Below are 21,161 nucleotides of genomic sequence, written 5' to 3' on the forward strand. Positions count from 1 at the left end.
TCATCGGTCGCGCGTATGTGCCGAGGAGTCGCGAGTGCGCGCTGTGACCACTGGGCGGGGTGAGGAGACCGGATCGTGGGCAGTAGAAGCAAGGCCAAGCCAGCCATGGGCAGAGTCAAGGCCGACGGCAAGCCACGCCGCCGCTGGCTGCGGTGGCTGCTCGGGAGCACGCTCGGCGTGCTCCTGCTCGGCATGGCGGCCTTCGTCTACCTGTACGAGACGGTGGGCCTGCCGGCGGCCAACGCCTCAGCCACCCTCCAGGCGAACGTCTACAAGACCGCCGACGGCAAGGTCATCGCCAGGAGCGGCACGTTCAACCGCGAGAAGGTCGACATAAGCCAGATACCCGTCGGTGTGCAGCACGCGTTCGTGGCGGCCGAGAACAAGACGTTCTACACCGACGGCGGCGTCGATGTGCGCGGTATGGCGCGCGGTATCTACAACACCCTGAGCGGCAGGGGCACCCAGGGCGGTTCCACGATCACCCAGCAGTACGTCAAGAACTACTACCTCACCCAGAACCAGACGTTCAGCCGGAAGTTCAAGGAACTGTTCATCTCCCTCAAGGTCGACCAGGAGATGAGCAAGGACAAGATCCTTGAGGGCTACCTCAACACCGTCTACTTCGGCCGCGGCGCCTACGGCATCCAGGCCGCCGCGCAGGCCTACTACGGCGTCGACGTCAAGAAGCTGACCGTCCCGCAGGGCGCCTACCTGGCCGCACTGGTCCAGGCCCCGAGCCAGTACGACGTGACGTTCGCGAGCCCCGAGGGCAAGCAACTGGCCGTCGGCCGCTGGAACTACGTCCTCAACAACATGGTCGAGATGCACTGGCTGGACGCGGGCACCCGCGGCCAGGCGAAGTTCCCGCAGCCGATCCAGCCGAAGGGCACGCCAGGTCTGAGCGGCCAGACCCAGTACTTCGTCAACGAGGCCAACCACGAGCTGACCAGCAACAACGTCATCTCCGACCAGGACCTCGCGACTGGTGGCTGGACCATCACGCTCACCATCGACCCGACCAAGCAGCGGGCCCTGGAGAAGGCGGTCAAGACCCAGCTGACCAACCAGCTCGACCCCTCGGCGCGCAAGGTCGACGGGAACGTCCAGGCGGGCGCGGCCTCCGTGGACCCCAAGACCGGCCATGTCGTGGCGCTCTACGGCGGTGACGGCCCACCGAAGCACTACCTGGACAACGCGACCCGCCAGGACTACCAGGTCGCCTCCACCTTCAAGCCGATCGAGCTGGCCTCCGCGCTGGAGAACAACGCCCACACCCAGGACGGTCGCCCGATCACCGCCAACACCATCTACGACGGCACCAGCGGCCGTCAGGTGCAGGGCTCGCCCCAGCCGTTCGGCCCGGCGAACGAAGACCACCAGGACTACGGCAACATCACCGTCCAGCGGGCCGTGGACCAGTCCGTCAACTCGGTCTTCGCCCAGATGGCGGTGGACGTCGGCCTGGACAAGGTGGCGGACACGGCGGTCAAGCTCGGCATGCCGACCAAGACCGCGGGCCTGCACGACGGCCCCGCGATCGCGCTCGGCACGATGGGCGGCAGCCCGCTGGAGATGGCCGGGATCTACGCGACGCTCGACAACCACGGACAGCTGGTCACCCCGAGCATCGTGAAGTCGGTGGAGCGCGGCAATGACAAGCCCGCACTGAAGAACCCGATCGGCGGTCAGGCGATCAGCCGCTCCACGTCGGACGCGGTCACCTCGATCCTGACCGGCGTGGTCAACTCCGGTACCGGTACCGCCGCGCAGCAGGACAGCCAGGTCGCGGGCAAGACGGGTACCTCGGACGACAACAAGTCGGCCTGGTTCACCGGTTACACCCCGGACCTGGTGACCTCGGTCGGCCTGTTCGGCGAGGACGCCAAGACCCACAACCAGGTGACGATCTCCGGCGCGGGCGGCGGTGGCCGGGTCAACGGCGCGGGCTTCCCGGCACAGATCTGGAGCGCCTACACCCGCGTCGCGCTGAGCAGTGAGTCGCCCCAGCAGTTCGACCTGCAGACCGACCAGGGCGCCGCGGTGCAGTCGGACGCGCCGTCGACCGCGCCGTCCGCCTCGGCGCCGCCGTCGACCAAGCCGTCCACGAAGCCGTCGCAGTCGCCGTCGACGCCCCCGTCGCACTTGCCGTCGCACAGCACGCCGCCGGTGATCCCGGACCCGCGCCCGTCCCACCCGTCGACGCCGCCGGTGACCGGCGGCACCGGCTCCAACCCGCCGGACGGCAGCACGGGTACCACCCAGGGCCAGGGCGGCGCGAACAACATGAACGGCCTCAGCTTCCCGCAGGGCGGCTAGCGCCGCCTGCGGCCCGGCTCGGGTCGGTGTGCCCTTCCGGTGGAGTCGTGATCAGCGGCGGTGCGCTTTGACCGCCGGTCCACTCCATCGTGGTTGCCGCCGCGACGGCGGGCAACCGCCACGGTGTGGACCGGCGGTCAAAGCGCGCCGCACCCCGATCAGGAATCCGCCGGAAGGGCAACATGCAGCCCCGGGCACGGAGGGACGTTCACGTGCCGCGGGGCTGCGGTCCGTTGCGACGGGAGGCCGTCGGCCTCCGCCGCGCGGTCAGAGGCCGTTGACCTCGGCCGCGATGCGGTCGCCGATCTTCTTGTCGATGTTGCGCCAGTACTGCACCGCCCGCTCCAGCACCGGCTGGCTGACGCCCTGCTTCAGATGTCCGGCGACGTTGGACACCAACCGGGTGCGGGCGTCCTCGTCCAGGACCTGGCGGACCATGGTGCCCGGCTGCCCGAAGTCATCGTCCTCGCGGTGCAGTGAGTAGGCCTCGCGCACCATCTCGCCGGCCGTCTGCCAGCCCGCGATGTCGCCGTACGCCTCCGGCGACGCGTGCGGGCCGCCGTAGGAGTTCGGCGCGTAGGGCCGGGCCGTGCGGGCCGGCTCGTACCGCATCGGGCCGTCCTTGGCGTACGAGTGCACCGGCACCCGCGGCCGGTTCGGCGGCAGCTGCGCGTAGTTGGGGCCGATCCGGTAGCGGTGGGTGTCGGGGTACGAGAACAGCCGTCCCAGCAGCATCTTGTCAGGGGACGGCCCGACACCCGGCACCATGTTGGCCGGTTCGAACGCCGCCTGCTCGATGTGGATGAAGTAGTCCTCGGGGTTCTGGTCGAGCGTCATCCGGCCGACCTCGATCAGCGGGTAGTCGCCGTGCGGCCACACCTTGGTCAGGTCGAAGGGGTTGAAGCGGTAGTCGGCCGCGTCCTCGAACGGCATGACCTGCACGTACAGGGTCCACGACGGCGCGTTGCCGGACTCGATGGCCTGCCACAGGTCCTTGCGGTGGACGTCGGGGTCAGAGCCCGCCAGCGCGTCGGCCTCGGCCTGGGTGAGGAAGTCGATCCCCTGGTCGGTCTTGAAGTGGTACTTGACCCAGTACCTGGTCCCGCCGCCGTTGATCCACATGTAGGTGTGCGAGCCGTACCCGTTCATGTTGCGGTACGTCTTGGGGATGCCGCGGTCGCCCATCAGCCAGGTGACCATGTGGGCGGACTCGGGGGAGAGGGTCCAGAAGTCCCACTGCATGTCGTTGTCGCGCAGGCCGTTGTCCGGGCGGCGCTTCTGCGAGCGGATGAAGTCCTGGAACTTGATCGTGTCACGGACGAAGAAGATCGGCGTGTTGTTGCCGACCAGGTCGAAGTTGCCCACGTCCGTGTAGAACTTCAGGGCGAAGCCACGCGGGTCGCGCCAGGTGTCGGGACTGCCCTGCTCACCGGCGACGGTGGAGAACCGGGCCAGCATGTCGGTGCGCTTGCCCGGTTGGAACAGGTCCGCCTTGGTGAACTGGCTGACGTCGTTGGTGACTTCGAAGAATCCGTATGCGCCCGCGCCCTTGGCGTGCACTACCCGTTCCGGTACCCGTTCGCGGTTGAACTGGGCCATCTTCTCGATCAGGTAGTGGTCCTGCAGCAGGATAGGGCCGTCCGGTCCCACGGTGAGCGAATGCTCATCGCTTTCCACCGCGATGCCCGCGTTGTTGGTGGTGAAGGGGGTGCTCATCGGACGTCCTCCCAAAAATGGGGTTCAGGCCGCTATGTCCACCCCAGCAGTGAATCGCCGCGACGGCATATCGGCAACAGCTTGGACTCGGTCCAAGCCTAAACCCGATATGGGCGCTATGGGTGTTTTCGCACTGTTCCCGGCCTGCTCCACATCGTGCTTGGTGAGGATCAGCGGCCGCTCGGTAACGGGTGAGGCAGCGCCTGCGGCAACGGCAGCTCGAACCAGACCACCTTGCCCGCACTCAGCCGGGTCGCCCCCCATCGCTGGGCCATCCTGTGCACCAGGAACAGACCGCGTCCGGTCTCCTCCTGCGGCGCCACGTGCCGCATCCGCGGCAGTTGCGGCGCGTCGTCGCCGACCTCGCAGCGCAGCACATCGGTCCGCAGCAGCCGCAGCGTGATGGGCCGTCCCGCGTACCGCACCGCGTTGGTGACCACCTCGCTGACCAGTAGCTCCACCGAGTCGGCCAACTCGTCCAGACCCCAGCGGTGCAGCGCCCGCCGCACCAGCCGCCGGGCCCGGCGGGCCGTCTGCGGGTGCGGTTCAAGGAACCAGTACGCGACATCGCTCGGCGCGATTCCGTCGAAGCGCGCGGCGAGCAGCGCGATGTCGTCATCGCGGTCGCCGGGGCCGAGGATGTCCAGCACCTCGTCGCACAGCGGTTCCAACGGCGGTGGGCAGACGATCGACCCCACCGCGGCCAGCCGCTCCCGCAACCGCTCGATCCCCGACCACACGTCGCGGGTCCGCGACTCCACCAGGCCGTCGGTGTAGAGGAGCAGCGTGGCACCCGCCGGTGCGGGCAGCTCGACCGCCTCGAACGGCACCCCGCCGACCCCGATCGGCGCGCCCTCCGGCACCCGCAGCACCTCGGTGCGCCCATCGCTGTGCAGCATCACCGGCGGCGGATGCCCGGCGTTCGCCACCAGCAGCCGGTGCGCTATCGGGTCGTACACCGCGTACACACAGGTCGCCATGCGGTCATGGCCGAGCCGCTGGGCCTGCTCGTCCAGGTGGTACAGCACCTCCTGCGGAGGCAGGTCCAGGCCCGCGAGGGTCTGTACGGTCGTGCGCAGCTGGCCCATGATCGCGGCCGACTGCATCGAGTGGCCCATCACATCGCCGACGATCAACGCGACCCGGCTGCCGGGCAGCGGCAGCGCGTCGTACCAGTCACCACCGACGCGCGCCGTCTCGGCGGCCGGAAGGTAGCGGCTGGACAGCTGGACGCCGGTGGGCTGGGGGAGTGAGTCGGGCAGCATCGCGCGCTGCAACTGGTCGGCGATGTCCGCCTCTCGCCCGTACAGAGCCGCCTTGTCGACGCCGAGCGCCGTGTGGGTGGCCAACTGCGCGGCCACCAGCAGGTCGTCGCCCTCGAACGGCGGCCGGTCGGGGCGGCGCAGCAGCACCGCGGCGCCGATCACCCGGCGGCGCCCGCGCAACGGCGCGAGGATCGCGCGCCGCCCGCCGGGCACATCGGTGTTGACCAGCTCGGCGAGCGCCGCCGCGGCCTGCGGGGACTCGGCGAACAGCGGTCGCACGCCGCGCAGCACCTCGGCCAGCGGCCCGTCCATCCGTACCCGGGTGGTCTCCGCCGCACCGCTGACCTCCGGCGCGGGCACCAGCGGCAGCCGGGCGCCCGCGCCGGGAGCGTCGGGCACCGGGGTCTCGGTGGGGTCCTCGGGGGTGCGGTCGGTCCTGCGCAGCCGCAGCACCAGTGGCTCCACCGGCCGCTCGTCGCCGACCGGCAGCGGATCGCGCAGATAGACCAGGATGGCGTCGGTGAACGTCGGCACCACCGACCGGCACAGGCCGAGCACGATCTCGTCCAGGTCGATACCGCGCGCGATCCGGCGCGTCGCCGCCCCGACATAGCGCAGCCGCAGACTCTCCGCCGACTCGCTCTCCAACCGGGTCTCACTGTCCGGGCGGGGCCGCGCCGCGGGCTCCGACGGCGGCTCGCCGGCCGGATGCGGTACGGGAACGGGGGCGTCGGCCGCCGGGCGCGCGCCCGGGATACTGGGCACTCCGGTGCCGGACGAGCCCGGTCTGGGGCGGGGACGTCCGACGGGGTTCTCGCCCATCGGTTGCGGGCCGTCGCCGCGCCCGCCGTCCGCGCCGCGCGGGCGGCTTTCACCGCGCGGGCTGTTGAGCGGTAGTGCGCCGGGGGTTTCCGTGGCCTGGCCTCTCGTTTCGTGCTCACGGCGGGCGCTGTGCCGTCCGTGTTCGGTGTGTTCGCCGTGGCCGGTCCCGGACGTGGCCGGTACCGGATGCCCGGCACCCGTCGCGCCGGGCGCCGCCCCCTCCGCCGCGTGGCGGGGGCGGCGGAGTGCGCTGCGGGGATCCGGGATCTGCGCAGGTCTGGGCGCGGCCGCGGGGGCGTCGCTGCTGGCGCCCGGCTCCTGCGGGCGCGCGGCGGCGCTCGGCGCGCCCTTCTCCTCGGCCGCCCGCCGGGCGGCGCGGTGCTCCGTCACGCTAGGGGTTCCATCCGTATCCGTCAGTGCGCCGCCGGCAGCCTGCCGGGCCGTCTGAAGCGGTCAGGCCAGTCGGCGGCAGTGCAAGAAGAGTTGCTCCTCCGGGGGCACATCGGTGCTCGCCGGTGCGTACGAGTACGAGGACTCCTCGACGATCTCGAAGCCCGCGTCCCGTACGACGCGTCGCAATTCGTCCCGCAGGTATCCGGATACCCGGATCGTGTTTCCCAGGAACGGAATAGCGAAATCATCCACATCCGCTTCCACCATGGACAGTGCCAGCAACCCGCCGGGCACCAGGAGTTCACGGACCAGACGGAGGGTGAACGGGATCTCCGCGCGGCGCAGCATCAGCAGCGAGAAGAACGCCGCGACCCCCTCGTAGTGCCCCCTGCCGCCCGCCACCCGTGCGCCGGAGCCGCCAGGCCGCAGGTCGGCTATGTCCAACTGGTGGAACTCCGCCTCCGGTACGTGCTTTCGGGCCAGCGCGATCATTCCGGCGGACAGGTCTATGCCCACCACGTCGTGACCGGCGTCGGCCAGTTGCCGTGCGGTCGGCAGTCCCGTACCGCAGCCGAGGTCGAGTATTCGCGAACCGGCGGGCAGTTCCGCGGCCAGCCAGGCTCCGGCCGCCAACTGCCCTTCCTTGTGCGGGAACGCCTCGTCGTACCGGTCGCCGATGGCGTCGAACGCCTCGGCCTGGCCGGTCCGGTCCCGCCGCTGGCCTTCGGCATGGGTGGTGACCCCCATGCCCTCGTATCCGCCGGTTCCCACGGACTCCCCTGACTTAACGTCAAGCGTTGGTGTGTGCTTGCTTTTTTCGCGATGTTGCGGAGGACGATCCTACGGTTCATGGGGAGGGGGACATCAAGAGTCTTTCGGATTTCCGCACGGGAGCAACTGCTTTTCCAGGATGTCTCCACCGGGGCGGCGGGGGCGCCGCCGCGGGTGTGCCAGGAAGCGACTGAGACGGATGTCTCAGCTCGCGGGGCGGTCCCAGTCGTCCGGGAGGGACGGCACGGTCCACGCCGGGTCCGGCCGCCAGTCCTCCCAGCCGTCGCGGAACGGCGAGCCCCACTCCTCGATCACCCGGACCGCGCGCGCCCCCGCGTCCCGTACCCGCGCGGCGAGTTCGGCGTCGATCAGCCCGTCGGCCTGCGCCTGGGCGAACTCGTCCTCGTCCCGCCAGCCCCAACTGCGGCCCGGCTGCACCGAGATGTCCAGGAAGTGGTCCTCGGAGTCCACCCCACGGGCCCAACGGCGCAGCGGTTCCTCCAGGTTCACGTACCAGTTCTTGAACCGCCAGCCCGGCTCCCAGAACAGCCACACCGACCATGGCTCGCCCGGCCGGGCCAACTTCAGCACGCCGGTGCCGTGCCAGCGCTCCACGCGGGTGGCGCGGGACTTCAGATAACGGGTGGCAAGCGGCTCGCGGTGCACCGATGTGCCATCGGCCAGCACCGGCTTCACACACTGCGTGCCCGGTGCCATCCACACCGCCAGCAGTTCGGTGTCGTCGCGCACCACGGTCACCGGGCGCGCGATGTGCACCTGTGCCCGGTACCGCGGGCCGTTGCCTCGGTAGCGCCACAACACCTGCGAACCGGGCGCCCACCCGCCCGGTGGGCTTCCGTTGAGGGCGGTGGTGGGCGACGGGGAATCGTGTCCGTGGCCCGGTGGGCTTCCGTTGAGGGCGGTGGTGGGCGACGGGCGGGAGTGAGAACTGGCTGTCATGCACGGATCCTACGGAGCACCGCGAGCGGGCGGGGTTACGGGTGGGTCATGCGCAGGACGTCCAGCGCCTCGTCCAGTTGCCGCTCGGTGAGCAGGCCCCGGTCCACATAGCCCATCTCCAGCACCACGTCGCGGATGCGCTTGCGCTCCGCCAGTGCCCGCTTGGCGACCTTCGCCGCCTCCTCGTAGCCGATGTAGCGGTTCAGCGGGGTGACCACGGAGGGGGAGGACTCGGCGTACTCACGGGCCCGTTCGACGTTGGCGGTGACGCCGTCGACCGTACGGTCCGCCAGCAGCCGGGAGGCGTTCGCCAGCAGCCGGATCGAGGACAGGATGTTGGTCCCGATCACCGGCATCATCACATTGAGCTCGAAGTTGCCGGACGCGCCCGCCCAGGCGATCGTGGCGTCATTGCCGACGACCTGCGCGGCGACCATCGCCACCGCCTCCGGGATCACCGGATTGACCTTCCCCGGCATGATCGAGGAGCCCGGTTGGAGATCGGGCAGCGCGATCTCGGCGAGCCCGGCCCGCGGACCCGATCCCATCCAGCGCAGATCGTTGGCGATCTTGGTCAGCCCGACCGCGATGGTCCGCAGCTGCCCGGACGTCTCCACGACGGCGTCCCGCGCGCCCTGCGCCTCGAAGTGGTTGCGGGCCTCGGTCAGCGGCAGCCCGGTCTCCCGGGCCACCTCGGCGATGACCGCGGCCGCGAATCCGGGTGGGGTGTTGATGCCGGTGCCCACCGCCGTTCCACCGAGCGGCAGTTCGGCCAGCCGGGGCAGGGACGCGTTCAACCGCTCGATCCCGTACCGCATCTGGGCCGCGTAGCCGCTGAACTCCTGACCGAGCGTCACCGGTGTGGCGTCCATCAGATGCGTACGGCCCGACTTGACGACCTCGGCGAACTCCTCGGCCTTGCGCTCCAACGCGGCGGCCAGCTGGTCCAGGGCCGGCAGCAGATCGCGCACCACCGCGGACGTGGCGGCGATGTGGATGGACGAGGGGAAGACGTCGTTGGACGACTGGCTGGCGTTGACCTGGTCGTTCGGGTGCACCGGGCGGCCGAGGCGCTCGCCGGCCAGGGTGGCGATGACCTCGTTGGCGTTCATGTTGGACGAGGTGCCGGAGCCGGTCTGGAAGACGTCGATGGGGAAGTGCTCGTCCCAACGGCCCTCCGCGACCTCACGCGCCGCCTCGATGATCGCCTCGGCCGTGTCCTTGTCGATCACTTCGAGGTCGGCGTTCACCCGTGCCGCCGCCGCCTTGATCCTGGCGAGTGCCGCGATGTGGGCGTGCTCCAGCCGCTGTCCGCTCACCGGGAAGTTCTGCACCGCGCGCTGGGTCTGCGCACGCCACTTGGCTTCGGCCGGAACCCTTACCTCACCCATCGAGTCGTGCTCGATCCGGTACTCATCGCTCATACCTATGACAGTGCCCGGGAACGGTGATCTGTTCCCGGGCACTGCCTTTTCGGTCGTCCGTCAGGAGGAACGGACCGGGATGCTGGTGAACGTCGGGGACGGGGCCGGGTCCTGGAAGAAGTCATTGCCCTTGTCGTCCACCACGATGAACGCCGGGAAGTCCTCGACCTCGATCTTCCACACGGCCTCCATGCCGAGCTCCTCGTACTCCAGGACCTCGACCTTCTTGATGCAGTCCTGGGCGAGACGGGCCGCCGGGCCGCCGATCGAGCCGAGGTAGAAGCCGCCGTGCGCGGCGCAGGCGTCGGTGACCTGCTTGGAGCGGTTGCCCTTCGCCAGCATCACGAAGGAGCCGCCCGCGGCCTGGAACTGCTCGACGTAGGCGTCCATCCGCCCCGCGGTCGTCGGCCCGAAGGAACCGGAGGCGTAACCCTCCGGGGTCTTGGCCGGGCCCGCGTAGTACACGGCGTGGTCGCGCAGGTACTGCGGCATCTCCTCGCCCGCGTCCAGCCGCTCCTTGAGCTTCGCGTGCGCGATGTCGCGAGCGACGACCAGCGGGCCGGAGAGCGAAAGCCGGGTCTTCACCGGGTGCTTGGTGAGCTCGGCGCGGATCTCGTCCATCGGACGGTTGAGGTCGACGCGCACCACATCGTCGTTCAGGTGCTCGTCGGTGGTCTCCGGCAGGAAGCGCGCCGGGTCGGTCTCCAGCTGCTCAAGGAAGACGCCCTCGGGGGTGATCTTCGCCAGCGCCTGGCGGTCCGCGGAGCAGGAGACCGCGATCGCGACCGGGCAGGACGCGCCGTGCCGGGGCAGCCGGACGACACGTACGTCATGGCAGAAGTACTTGCCGCCGAACTGCGCGCCGATGCCGATCTTCTGGGTCAGCTCGAAGACCTTCTGCTCCAGCTCTTGGTCGCGGAAGCCGTGGCCGGTCGGGGAGCCCTCGGCGGGCAGCTCGTCGAGGTAGTGCGCGGAGGCGTACTTGGCCGTCTTGAGCGCGTACTCGGCCGACGTACCGCCGACGACGATCGCCAGGTGGTACGGCGGGCAGGCCGCCGTGCCCAGCGAACGGATCTTCTCCTCCAGGAACTTCATCATGGAGGCCTCGTTGAGGACCGCCTTGGTCTCCTGGTAGAGGAACGACTTGTTGGCCGAGCCGCCGCCCTTCGCCATGAACAGGAACTTGTACGCACCGCCGTCGGTCGCGTAGAGCTCGATCTGGGCGGGGAGGTTGGAGCCGGTGTTCTTCTCCTCCCACATGGTCAGCGGCGCCATCTGCGAGTAACGCAGGTTCAGCTTGGTGTACGCGTCGTACACGCCGCGCGAGAGGGCCTCCTCGTCGCCGCCCGAAGTCAGCACGTGCTGGCCGCGCTTGCCCATGACGATGGCGGTACCGGTGTCCTGGCACATCGGCAGCACGCCCGCGGCCGCGATGTTGGCGTTCTTCAGCAGGTCGAGCGCGACGAAGCGGTCGTTGGGAGAGGCCTCGGGGTCGTCGAGGATCTTCCGCAGCTGGGCGAGGTGGGCCGGGCGCAGGTAGTGCGAGATGTCGTGCATCGCCTCGGCGGCCAGCCGCCGCAGGGCCTCCGGCTCCACCTTGAGGAACGTGCGGCCGTCGGCCTCGAAGGTGCTCACGCCCTCGGAGGTCACCAGGCGGTACGGCGTGGTGTCCGCGCCGAGCGGAAGAAGGTCCGTGTAGGCGAACGCAGGGCGGGGGGCGGCAGCGTGGGTTGGGCGGGGGGCGGCAGCCATCTGGCGTGTTCCTCACTCGGCGACGTCGACGAAGCGAAACCAAGCGTAAGACGTGGTCCGGCGTCGCGGTCTGTGAGGTAGGGCTCACCGCAGCGGGACCGGCCTGCCGCGTGTTCCCGGGGGCTGGCCCCCGGCCCCTCCCGGCCCCCGGCTCCCGGCCACGTCGCCCGGCCCGGGTGACATCGTGAGGCGAAGCCGGTAGTCACGATCTATCGCGTTTGGATATCGTGGTTGCCGTGGACGAGTCGTCGCTCCAGAAGCGAGAGCAGAAGCCGTACGCCGAGCCCGAGATGCGTGCGTCGGACGTGGACCGGGACCGCATCGCCGAGATCCTGCGCGATGCGCTCGCCGAGGGGCGTCTGACGCACGAGGAGCACTCCCAACGCATGGACGCCGCCTACGCGGCGAAGACGGTCGGCGAGTTGGAGCCGCTGGTACGGGACCTGCCGGTGCGGGGCCCCGCTGCCGCGCCGCGGCCCGCGCCGTCGGCCGAGCCGCCGTCCAGCACCCAGAACCTGATCGCCGTCTTCGGCGGCTCCACCCGCAAGGGCCGCTGGCGCGTCGGTGCCCGCACCAATGCCTTCGCCTGCTTCGGCGGCGTGCAGATCGATCTCACGGAGGCGGTGTTCGAACAGCGGGAGATCGTCATCAACGCGGTGGCGATCTTCGGCGGCGTCGAGATCAAGGTCCCGGAGAACGTCACCCTGCGCGGCACCGGCAGCGGCATCTTCGGCGGCTTCGACGTCAGCACGCACGAGTCGCCCGACCCCGAGGCCCCCGTCGTGGTGATCAGCGGCATGGCCCTGTTCGGCGGTGTGGACGCCAAGTCCAAGCGCGGCAAGCGCCTGAAGTCCTGGGGCCGCGACCGCTTGGAGGGGTAACCCTCCGGGGGCGCGCCCCGCATGCGCGGTAGGGCCGCTCCGGCCCATGACCAACGTGGACCGGCTGCCGTCCGACCGCCGGTCCACGTTGTTGTGGGGGCGCGCCGTGGCGGCGGACGCGGATCGGGCCGGCCGCGGTCCGCTGAGGGTCCGCCCGCCGGTGGTCGGGTATCGCAGTGACGGAAACTCCTTCCCGCCGCGACGGCGAGACGTGCCATGGCGGAGTCCGGCGGTGTCGAATCCACCGCAGGCCGGCGAGGACCCGCCGGTGTCCGAGGGCTGGCCACGTGGGGGGTGCGGCCTGAGGTTCACGGCGCGCGAGCGGGCGTGTGCTCCTGCCCGACGGCCACCGGGCCGGTCCCTGGTGCGGGCCGTGATGGGAGGCATGCGGAGGACCGGGGGCAGGGTCTTCGGGCGCCGTGTCGCTGCGTGAACGGGGGCCGGGGCGGAGCCCCGGGGCATCCGGAGCGATTCGGAACGGGGCGCGGGGCGGAGCCCCGCAGTGACCCCGCCGCGCCACCACCCGACCGGGGCGGAGCCCCGGTCGGTACGCTCCGCATGAACTAGCGCACAGCGGGTAAGGGTTGGTGCATCGTCACTCGTACGGCTGGGCGGGGAACTATGCGGTTAGGGACAGCTGTACGCAGCGACGGGCAAGGGTGACAGAACGCCGAAGCCGTCGTCAGGAGTACCCCGTGCTGCAACCGATCGAGCCCGTGCAGGACACCGTCACGTCCCCGTACCGTCACCCCCGGGACTTGGCAGGACCATGGCACGCTGAGGCGGCGTGCCGCCGAGATGAAGCGGGCATGTTCTTCGCGCCGTCGAAGGAGCCGACCGCGGCGCGGCTGTCCCGTGAGGAAGCCGCGAAGCGGGTCTGTGCGCGCTGCCCGGTGATGCTGGAGTGCCGGGAGCACGCGTTGCTACAGCCCGAACCCTACGGGGTGTGGGGCGGATTGACCGCCGCGGAGCGCAGGGTCGTACTGGCCCGTCGGCGCCGCCGCGACGCGGAACTCCAGCGATCGCCAAGGATCGCCGCCGCGGGCTAGGCCCGCGACACCGCGCAACAGCGCAGTACGGGACGGGGGCCCCGCCGAACTGATCGGCGGGGCCCCCGCCCGTGCTGCGCTTGACTGTCCGCTACCGCGCGCGGTCGAAGTCGATCGCGCTGTACGCCCGCAGCTTGGCCAGCTTGTGCGTGGAGTCGATCTGCCGGATCGTGCCGGACTTCGACCGCATCACCAGCGACGAGGTGGTCGCGGTCTCCGCGCCGTAACGGACACCGCGCAGCAGTTCGCCGTCGGTGATGCCGGTCGCGACGAAGAACACGTTGTCGCCGCTGACCAGGTCGTCGATGTGCAGCACCCGGTCCAGATCGTGGCCCGCGTCCAGCGCCCGCTGGCGCTCGGCACCGTCCTTGGGCCACAGCCGGCCCTGGAACGTGCCGCCCAGACACTTGATGGCGCAGGCCGCGATGATGCCCTCGGGCGTGCCGCCGATGCCGAGCAGCAGGTCGACGCCGGTGCCCTCCCGTACGGCCATGATCGCGCCCGCGACATCGCCGTCCGAGATGAACTTGATCCGTGCACCGGTCTCCCGGATCTCCTTGACCAGCCCGTCATGGCGCGGCCGGTCGAGCACGACGACGGTCACGTCCTCCGGCGCACAGCCCTTGGCCTTGGCCACCGCGCGGATGTTGGTGGCGGCGGGGGCGGTGATGTCGACGGCGTCGGCCGCTTCGGGACCGGCGGCCAGCTTCTCCATGTAGAACACCGCGGACGGGTCGAACATCGTGCCGCGTTCGGCGACCGCGAGCACCGAGACCGCGTTCGGCATGCCCTTGGCGGTCAGCGTCGTGCCGTCGACCGGGTCGACGGCGACATCGCACTCCGCACCGGTTCCGTCACCGATCCGCTCGCCGTTGTAGAGCATCGGCGCTTCGTCCTTCTCGCCCTCGCCGATGACGACGACGCCGTTCATCGACACGGTGTGGACGAGGGTGCGCATGGCCTTGACCGCCGCGCCGTCCGCGCCGTTCTTGTCGCCGCGGCCGACCCACCGGCCGGCGGCCATGGCGGCGGCCTCGGTGACCCGGACCAGTTCCAGGGCGAGGTTGCGGTCAGGGGCCTCCGGGCTCACTTCGAGTTGGGACGGCAAGTTGTGCTCGGTCATCGAGCGCACCTTTCTGTACGGCGACGGCCGGAAACGAGGGTGCTGTGACTTTATCGGTCGCTCGCCATCTTGAGCAGGGCACCCGTCACATGAGCGCCTACACCAGCCATGATGACGCCGCCAGGAGCACGCGAGCCATGAACGAGAGCGCTGCTCCGGCACCCCTGAGCCGAGCCGCGGCCGGCATGGGGGACGATAGGGGGCGTGGCAAACATGCGTGGCAGGCAGACGGTACGGGACATGGTGCTGTCGATCGCGGTGATCGGCGTGCTCGTCGCGGGCATCTACCTCTTCGTCCCGCACACCGAGAGCAATCCGGTCAAGACGGTCAGCTACAACGTGGAGCTGGGGCAGGCCCGCCGCGCGGCGCCCTATCCGGTGGCCGCACCCGAGGGGCTGTCGGACCAGTGGCGGGCCACGTCGGTGACGTACGACGGGTCGGACCCGAAGAACTCCCAGTGGCACCTCGGCTTCATCGACCCGCAGAACGAGTACGTGGCGGTGGAGCAGAGCAACGGCGACCCGCAGCAGTTCATCTCCGGCAAGACGCAGTCCTCGCAGCAGAACGGCTCGCAGTCGGTGGCCGGGCAGACCTGGGACCGCTACGACGGCGGCCGGTACCGGGCGCTGGTGCGGCACAAGGGCAGCGTGACCACGCTGGTCACCGGCACCGCACCGTACGACCAGTTGGCTCAGCTGGCCGCGGCGCTTCGGGCCTCCGGCGGATCCTGATCCGGGTTTCGGTCGGTATCCGGGTTTCGGTCGGTTAGCCACCGCCGGTCCGTGCCGCGGTGGTTGCCCGCCGTCGCGCCGGGACATCCTGCCGGGCGCAAGCGCCCGACACCCCCGGGTGGTCTGGAGACCGCCCCGGGAAGAGCGCCGTAGCGGTGGGGGTCTGGGGGCGTGCCCCCAGGAGACTTCCGCCGCGACGCCGAGCCACCACGATGCCGCGGACCGGCGGTCAGGGACTTGCCGCAACGCTCAAACGGCGCTGATGACCCCGTCGAGCGCGAACGGCGCCGTCGGCCCCGGGCTCAATCCTCGCCGTCCTCGTCCGCGGGGCGGGCGTCGTCCGCGGCCTCCTCGCTGTCGGCCAACGCCGCGTCGAGCCGCGCCCTGGCGCCGTCCAGCCAGCGACGGCACACCTTCGCCAGCTCCTCGCCGCGCTCCCACAGCGCGAGAGACTCCTCCAGCGTCGAGCCGCCGGCCTCCAGCCGCCGCACGACATCGACCAGTTCGTCGCGCGCCTGCTCGTATCCCAGCGTGTCCTGCTCGGCCGTCTCCTGATCTGCCATGGGACCAAGCCTAGGCGCGGGGTACGACAGCACTGTCAACGGCGCCACGGGTCGCGGCGTCCGCCCGCGTCACCCCGGCGGCGTCCGCCCCCGCGTCACCCCGCCGCGCCGTCCGCGACCCGCACGCTGAACTCGCCTTCCGCGACCCGGGCCCGCAGCTTCTCGTCCGCCACGACCTCGTCGGCCGCACGCACCACGGCGCCGTCCTCGCGCTGCAGCACCGCGTATCCGCGCCGCAGCGTCGCGGCGGGGGAGAGCGCCAGCACCCGCGCCCGGGTGTGTTCCAGTTCGGCGTCCGCCCGGTCCAGCAGATGGCCCAGACAGCGGCGGGAACGTTCCACCAGCGCGGCGGCCTCGGCCTCGCGCTCCTCCACCATCCGGTGCGGATGCGCCATCGACGGCCGGCTGACCGCGGCCGCCAGCCCCCGCTCCTCGCGGTCCAGCAGATTGCGCACCGTACGCAGCGCCCGTTCCCGCAGTTGCCGTATCCGCAACTGCTCCTCGCCCACGTCCGGCACCACCTTCTTGGCGGCGTCGGTGGGCGTGGAGGCCCGTAGATCGGCCACCAGATCCAGCAGCGGGGAGTCCGGCTCGTGCCCGATCGCCGAGACCAGCGGGGTGCGGCACGCGGCCACCGCCCGTACCAACTCCTCGTCGGAGAACGGCAGTAGGTCCTCCACGCTGCCGCCGCCGCGGGCCACCACGATCACATCCACCTCGGAGTGCGCGTCCAGGTTCCGGATGGCCTCGATGACGCGCGGCACCGCCTGTACGCCCTGCACCGGGACGTTGCGCACCTCGAAGCGGACGGCGGGCCAGCGGTGCCGCGCGTTCTCCAGCACGTCCCGCTCGGCCGCCGAGGCTCGACCGCAGACCAGACCGATCAACTGCGGGAGGAACGGCAGGCGTTGTTTGCGGTCGGCGTCGAACAGCCCTTCCCTGGCGAGCGACTTCTTCAACCGCTCCAGGCGCGCCAGGAGTTCGCCCACCCCCACCGGCCGGATCTCGGCGGCCCGCAGCGACAGCTGGCCGCGTGGCGCGTACCACTCCGGTTTGGCGTGCACCACCACCCGCGCGCCCTCGGTCACCGCGTCCGCCACCGCGTCGAAGACGGCGCGGAAGCAGGTCACGCTGATCGACACATCGTGTGAGGGGTCGCGCAGCGTCAGGAACACCACACCCGCGCCGGGGCGCCGCGACAGCTGGGTGATCTGCCCCTCGACCCACACCGCACCCAGCCGGTCGATCCACCCGCCGATCAACCGCGACACCTCGCCGACCGGGATCGGCGCTTCCGCTGATGTGCTCAGTGCCATGTGCCGAGACTAGCCGTCCGCACCGACAGCCCGAACGCGGCCGTGTTCGGGCCGGGGTGCGGCGGGTTCGGCGCCGCCGGATATCCGGATACCGGCTGAAGTTGGAATTTTCCGACTTCAGCAGAAATCTCCTGGCTTTCACTGGTATGGGATGCCAATTTGGTCCGGTGGAGCAGCAACCCAGCACGCGTACGCCGCGCCCCGCCCGCAGTGGCATGCCCGAGCCCACCGCGACCTGCTACCGGGCGCGGCGCCGGGCGTCGCTCCCCGAGCCGGTGGCGACCGTCCTGCGCCGTGTCGTGCGGCCGAGCGCCCGGCTCACCGGGCTCGGGACGGGTCTGGTGGTCATCACGGTCACGGTGATCGGCGGCGCCCTGGACAACCTCTTCACCGATGAGCCGGGCACCTTCTTCGGCGTGGTCTTCATCATCGCGAGCGTGCTGGGCGCGCTGTGGGTACGCGGCGAGGACCTGGCCGCCGCTCCGGTCAGCGCGCCCATCGCCTTCGCCCTGGCGCTGGGCGTGACCGGGGAGTCCGGTGACGGCAGCTTCCTCGGGCACCTCGCCGGTACGGTGACCGGTCTGGCCACCCGCACCGGCTGGCTCTACGGCGGCACGCTACTGGCGGCCGTCATCGCCGCCGCCCGCAAGATCAGCGACCAGCGGGCCCGCAGGCGGCCCTGAGCCGGGCTCGCGGAGGGCCTTGAGTCGGGCTCGCGGAGGGCCTTGAGCCGGGCTCGCGGACGGGGCGCGGCCGTCAGCCCTTCGCGGCGGCCATCGCCGCGCCCACGATGCCCGCGTTGTTCTGCAGCCCGGCGGGCACGATCTGCGCGCGGATGCCGTTGATCAGCGGCAGGAACTTGTCCGCCTTGCGGCTCACCCCGCCGCCGATCACGAACAGGCCGGGTGAGAACAGCATCTCGACATGGGCCAGATACTGCTCCACCCGGGCCGCCCACTGCTTCCAGGTCATCTCGTGGTCTTCCTTGACCTTCGACGAGGCCCGCTTCTCCGCGTCGTGGCCGTGCAACTCCAGGTGGCCCAACTCGGTGTTGGGCAGCAGCCGGCCATCGACGAAGACGGCGCTGCCGATACCGGTGCCGAAGGTGAGCAGGACCACCGTTCCGTCGTGGCCATGGCCCGCGCCGAACGACATCTCGGCGATTCCGGCCGCGTCCGCGTCGTTGAGCAGCGTGACCGGCATGCCCAGCGCGTCGCTGAGCAGTGCGCGGGCGTCCGTTCCGATCCAGCCCTTGTGCATGTTCGCCGCGGTGCGGGTCACGCCGTCCATGACGACCCCGGGAAACGTCACCCCGACCGGTCCGGACCAACCGAAGTGGTCTACGACCTGTTTGACGCTCTCCACCACCGTGTCAGGTTCCGCCGGATGCGGGGTGAGCACCTTGTAGCGCTCCTCCGCCAGGTCGCCGCGCTCCAGGTCCACCGGAGCGCCCTTGATCCCGGATCCACCGATGTCCACACCGAAGACATTCATAGGACCCAAGTTAAGGCCGCCCGGCGCCGGTCACCCCCGGAAGCGCCAGCCCGCCCCGGCGACGCCCGGAAAGGAAGCGCTATCCGGAAGGAAGTGCTACGCGCCTTCCGGCTTCCTGAGATCGCGGCGCAGTTCCTTCGGCAGTGAGAACTGGATGTGCTCCTCCGCCGAGGTCACCACCTCGACATCCGCGTAGCCGCGCTGGGCCAGCCACTCCAGCACGCCTTCGACCAGGATCTCCGGCACCGAGGCGCCCGAGGTGAGACCGACCGTCGTGACCCCGTCCAGCCACGTCTCGTCGATCTCGTCCGCGAAGTCCACCAGGTGCGCGTCCTTGGCACCGGCCTGCAGTGCCACCTCGACCAGTCGCTTGGAGTTGGAGGAGTTCCGCGAGCCGACCACGATCACCAGGTCCGCGTCCGCGCCGATCTGCTTCACCGCGACCTGGCGGTTCTGCGTCGCGTAGCAGATGTCGTCGCTCGGCGGGCTGACCAGTGCGGGGAACCGGTCCTTGAGCCGGTCGACGGTCTCCATCGTCTCGTCCACCGACAGCGTGGTCTGCGACAGCCACACCAGCTTCTTCTCGTCGCGCACCTCAAGCTTCGCGACGTCCTCCGGACCGTCCACCAGATGGATCCGGTCCGGGGCCTCGCCCATCGTGCCGATGACCTCCTCGTGGCCCTCGTGCCCGATCAGCAGGATGTCGTAGTCCTCGTTGGCGAAGCGCTGCGCCTCCTTGTGGACCTTGGTCACCAGGGGGCAGGTCGCGTCGATGGAGGCGAGGCGGCGCTGGGCGGCCTCCTCGTGGACGACGGGGGCGACGCCGTGCGCGGAGAAGATGACGATGGAGCCCTCGGGCACCTCCTCCGTCTCGTCGACGAAGATCGCGCCCTTCTTCTCCAGGGTCTGGACGACGTACTTGTTGTGCACGATCTCCTTGCGCACGTAGATCGGCGCCCCGTACTGCTCCAGGGCCTTCTCGACGGTGATCACGGCTCGGTCCACGCCTGCGCAGTAGCCGCGGGGGGCGGCGAGCAGGACCCGGCGGGAAGTCGTAGCAGTCATGACCCCATCGTACGGGCGCGTACCGGCGCCCCAAGGGCGCGGCTTCGCACGCGTCGAAGCACGCCCGGTGATGCAATCGGGCGAGGAGCGGCCCGGACCCGAGGAGGCACCCATGACCACCGCACAGGAGCCCGCGGCGCCCACCGGGGAGCTGCGCCGCACCCTCGGCTTCCGTGACCTGGTGGTCTACGGGCTGCTGTTCATCGCCCCGATGGCGCCGGTCGGTGTCTTCGGCGCGCTGGACGCCGGATCGCACGGCGCGGTGGCGCTGGTGTACGTGGCGGCCACCGTCGCGATGGCTTTCACCGCCTTCTCGTACGCGTTGATGGTGCGGGTGGTACCGCAGGCGGGTTCGGTGTTCGCGTACGCGCGGGCCGGGCTCGGCCCCGCGCCCGGCTTCATCGCGGGCTGGATGGCGATGCTCGACTACCTGCTGATCCCCGCGGTCGCCTATCTCTTCTCGGGCATCGCGCTGCATGCGCTGATCCCGTCCGTCTCGCAGTGGGTCTTCACCGCGATCGCCGTGGTGGTGACCACGGCGCTGAACATGCGCGGGGTACGGGCGGCCGCCCTCGTCGGCTTCCTGGTGCTGGCCATGGAGATCGCGGTGCTGCTGGTCTTCGTCGGCTCGGCGATCGTCGTACTGGTACGCCATGGCGCCAGCCGAGGCCTGGCCTCGCCTTTCACCGGGCAGGGCGGCTTCTCCGGGACGGCGGTGCTCGGCGCGGTGTCGGTGGCGGTGCTGTCGTACCTCGGCTTCGACGCGATCGCGGCGTTCGCCGAGGAGGCCAGCGGGGGATCGGGGCGGGTGGCGAGGGCGGTGCTGTTCTGCCTGGTGCTGGCCGGGGCGCTGTTCATCACCCAGACGTATCTGGCGGCCCTGCTGTCCCAGCAGTCCGCCGCCGCACTCGCGGCCGACCCTGCCAGGCAGAGCTCCGCCTTCTACGACGTGGTGGAGGCGGGCATCGGCCACTGGCTGCACCAACTGGTCGCCGTGAGCAAGGCGATCGGCGCGGCTTTCGCGGCGCTCGCCGGGCAGGCGGCGGCCGGGCGGCTGCTCTTCGCGATGGCCAGGGACCGGCGGCTGCCCGGGGCCCTGTCGAAGGTCGACGCGACCAGCGGTGTGCCGCGCCGCGCGCTGCTGGTCAACGCCGTGGTGACACTGGTCGCGGCGGTGTGGGCGGCGCGCCGGGCGGACGGCCTGGACCGGCTGGTCTCGGTGGTGGACATCGGCGCGCTGACCGCGTTCGCGCTGCTGCATCTGTCGGTGGTCGGGTGGTTCGCGGTACGTAACCGGGACGCCGCGTTCAGTGTGGTGAAGCACCTCGTGGTGCCGGTGCTGGGGCTGGCCGTGACGATCGCGGTGATCGTCGAGGCGGCGCGCACCGCCCAGTGGGTCGGGCTGATCTGGCTGGCGCTGGGCCTGGCGGTGCTGGTGGCGCAGCGCGGTGGCCGTAGCATGCGGGCCGCTTAGACTGGGGGTTCGGTCCCGATGGGGACCGAACCATTCGTCCTC

General features: G+C 70.6%; 17 protein-coding genes. 6 read left to right on the forward strand and 11 right to left on the reverse strand.

Features of this window, described 5'->3' with window-relative positions:
* The first annotated feature begins 75 nt into the window (after positions 1–75).
* Positions 76–2,319: a transglycosylase domain-containing protein gene (locus tag P2L57_RS34055; protein WP_372516041.1), complete on the forward strand. Its 2,244-nt coding sequence runs from the start codon at positions 76–78 to the stop codon at positions 2,317–2,319.
* Between the two features lie 267 nt (positions 2,320–2,586).
* Here the strand turns inward: P2L57_RS34055 and P2L57_RS34060 are convergent, their stop codons facing one another.
* From P2L57_RS34060 to P2L57_RS34085, 6 genes are all read right to left on the reverse strand, one after another.
* Complete coding sequence (locus tag P2L57_RS34060; protein WP_275821271.1) at positions 2,587–4,035, reverse strand: catalase; 1,449 nt, start codon at positions 4,033–4,035, stop codon at positions 2,587–2,589.
* 170 nt (positions 4,036–4,205) lie between these two features.
* The gene (locus P2L57_RS34065) at positions 4,206–6,512 is read right to left on the reverse strand and encodes a SpoIIE family protein phosphatase (RefSeq protein WP_372516043.1); all 2,307 of its coding nucleotides are present in this window, start codon (positions 6,510–6,512) and stop codon (positions 4,206–4,208) included.
* Between the two features lie 63 nt (positions 6,513–6,575).
* Entirely contained in the window at positions 6,576–7,262 is a 687-nt protein-coding gene (locus tag P2L57_RS34070) for a class I SAM-dependent DNA methyltransferase (RefSeq protein ID WP_275821352.1), read from the reverse strand.
* Between the two features lie 228 nt (positions 7,263–7,490).
* Positions 7,491–8,246 (reverse strand): cytidylyl-2-hydroxypropylphosphonate hydrolase, encoded by a 756-nt coding sequence (gene fomD / locus P2L57_RS34075; RefSeq protein WP_275821273.1) that lies wholly within the window; start codon positions 8,244–8,246, stop codon positions 7,491–7,493.
* Positions 8,247–8,281: 35 nt separating this feature from the next.
* Entirely contained in the window at positions 8,282–9,670 is a 1,389-nt protein-coding gene (locus P2L57_RS34080; protein ID WP_275821275.1) for a class II fumarate hydratase, read from the reverse strand.
* A gap of 60 nt (positions 9,671–9,730) precedes the next feature.
* A complete protein-coding gene (locus P2L57_RS34085; protein WP_275821277.1) occupies positions 9,731–11,422 on the reverse strand; it encodes a fumarate hydratase in 1,692 nt (563 codons plus the stop codon).
* 290 nt (positions 11,423–11,712) lie between these two features.
* Here P2L57_RS34085 and P2L57_RS34090 point away from each other — a divergent pair, with 290 nt between their 5' ends.
* Positions 11,713–12,303, forward strand: a complete 591-nt coding sequence (locus P2L57_RS34090; RefSeq protein ID WP_275821354.1) for a DUF1707 SHOCT-like domain-containing protein — start codon at positions 11,713–11,715, stop codon at positions 12,301–12,303.
* 695 nt (positions 12,304–12,998) lie between these two features.
* Positions 12,999–13,352: a WhiB family transcriptional regulator gene (locus P2L57_RS34095; RefSeq protein ID WP_372516044.1), complete on the forward strand. Its 354-nt coding sequence runs from the start codon at positions 12,999–13,001 to the stop codon at positions 13,350–13,352.
* Between the two features lie 91 nt (positions 13,353–13,443).
* On the opposite strand, the gene glpX is transcribed toward P2L57_RS34095, so the two are convergent.
* Positions 13,444–14,475, reverse strand: a complete 1,032-nt coding sequence (glpX, locus tag P2L57_RS34100) for a class II fructose-bisphosphatase (RefSeq protein WP_275821279.1) — start codon at positions 14,473–14,475, stop codon at positions 13,444–13,446.
* A gap of 213 nt (positions 14,476–14,688) precedes the next feature.
* On the opposite strand from glpX, the gene P2L57_RS34105 reads away from it, so the two are divergent.
* Positions 14,689–15,207: a DUF4245 domain-containing protein gene (locus P2L57_RS34105; protein ID WP_275821358.1), complete on the forward strand. Its 519-nt coding sequence runs from the start codon at positions 14,689–14,691 to the stop codon at positions 15,205–15,207.
* Positions 15,208–15,509: 302 nt separating this feature from the next.
* Here P2L57_RS34105 and P2L57_RS34110 read toward each other — a convergent pair whose 3' ends face one another.
* Together P2L57_RS34110 and xseA are read right to left on the reverse strand one after the other, a co-directional pair.
* Positions 15,510–15,770 carry an exodeoxyribonuclease VII small subunit gene (locus P2L57_RS34110; protein ID WP_275821281.1) on the reverse strand — a complete coding sequence of 87 codons (261 nt, stop codon included), beginning with the start codon at positions 15,768–15,770 and terminating at the stop codon, positions 15,510–15,512.
* Positions 15,771–15,865: 95 nt separating this feature from the next.
* Positions 15,866–17,086, reverse strand: coding sequence for an exodeoxyribonuclease VII large subunit (gene xseA / locus P2L57_RS34115; protein ID WP_275821283.1), 1,221 nt, complete (start codon positions 17,084–17,086; stop codon positions 15,866–15,868).
* A 167-nt stretch (positions 17,087–17,253) separates the two neighbouring features.
* On the opposite strand from xseA, the gene P2L57_RS34120 reads away from it, so the two are divergent.
* Positions 17,254–17,769: a DUF6542 domain-containing protein gene (locus P2L57_RS34120; RefSeq protein ID WP_275821285.1), complete on the forward strand. Its 516-nt coding sequence runs from the start codon at positions 17,254–17,256 to the stop codon at positions 17,767–17,769.
* Positions 17,770–17,842: 73 nt separating this feature from the next.
* On the opposite strand, the gene ppgK is transcribed toward P2L57_RS34120, so the two are convergent.
* Together ppgK and P2L57_RS34130 are read right to left on the reverse strand one after the other, a co-directional pair.
* Positions 17,843–18,580 carry a polyphosphate--glucose phosphotransferase gene (ppgK, locus tag P2L57_RS34125; protein ID WP_275821287.1) on the reverse strand — a complete coding sequence of 246 codons (738 nt, stop codon included), beginning with the start codon at positions 18,578–18,580 and terminating at the stop codon, positions 17,843–17,845.
* 96 nt (positions 18,581–18,676) lie between these two features.
* A complete protein-coding gene (locus P2L57_RS34130; protein ID WP_275821289.1) occupies positions 18,677–19,645 on the reverse strand; it encodes a 4-hydroxy-3-methylbut-2-enyl diphosphate reductase in 969 nt (322 codons plus the stop codon).
* A gap of 112 nt (positions 19,646–19,757) precedes the next feature.
* Between P2L57_RS34130 and P2L57_RS34135 the strand changes: the two genes are divergently transcribed.
* Positions 19,758–21,119, forward strand: a complete 1,362-nt coding sequence (locus P2L57_RS34135; RefSeq protein WP_275821291.1) for an APC family permease — start codon at positions 19,758–19,760, stop codon at positions 21,117–21,119.
* The last annotated feature ends 42 nt before the right edge of the window (positions 21,120–21,161 follow it).

Origin of the sequence: Streptantibioticus ferralitis (genome assembly GCF_029223525.1) — a bacterium.
Taxonomy (GTDB): domain Bacteria; phylum Actinomycetota; class Actinomycetes; order Streptomycetales; family Streptomycetaceae; genus Streptantibioticus_A; species Streptantibioticus_A ferralitis.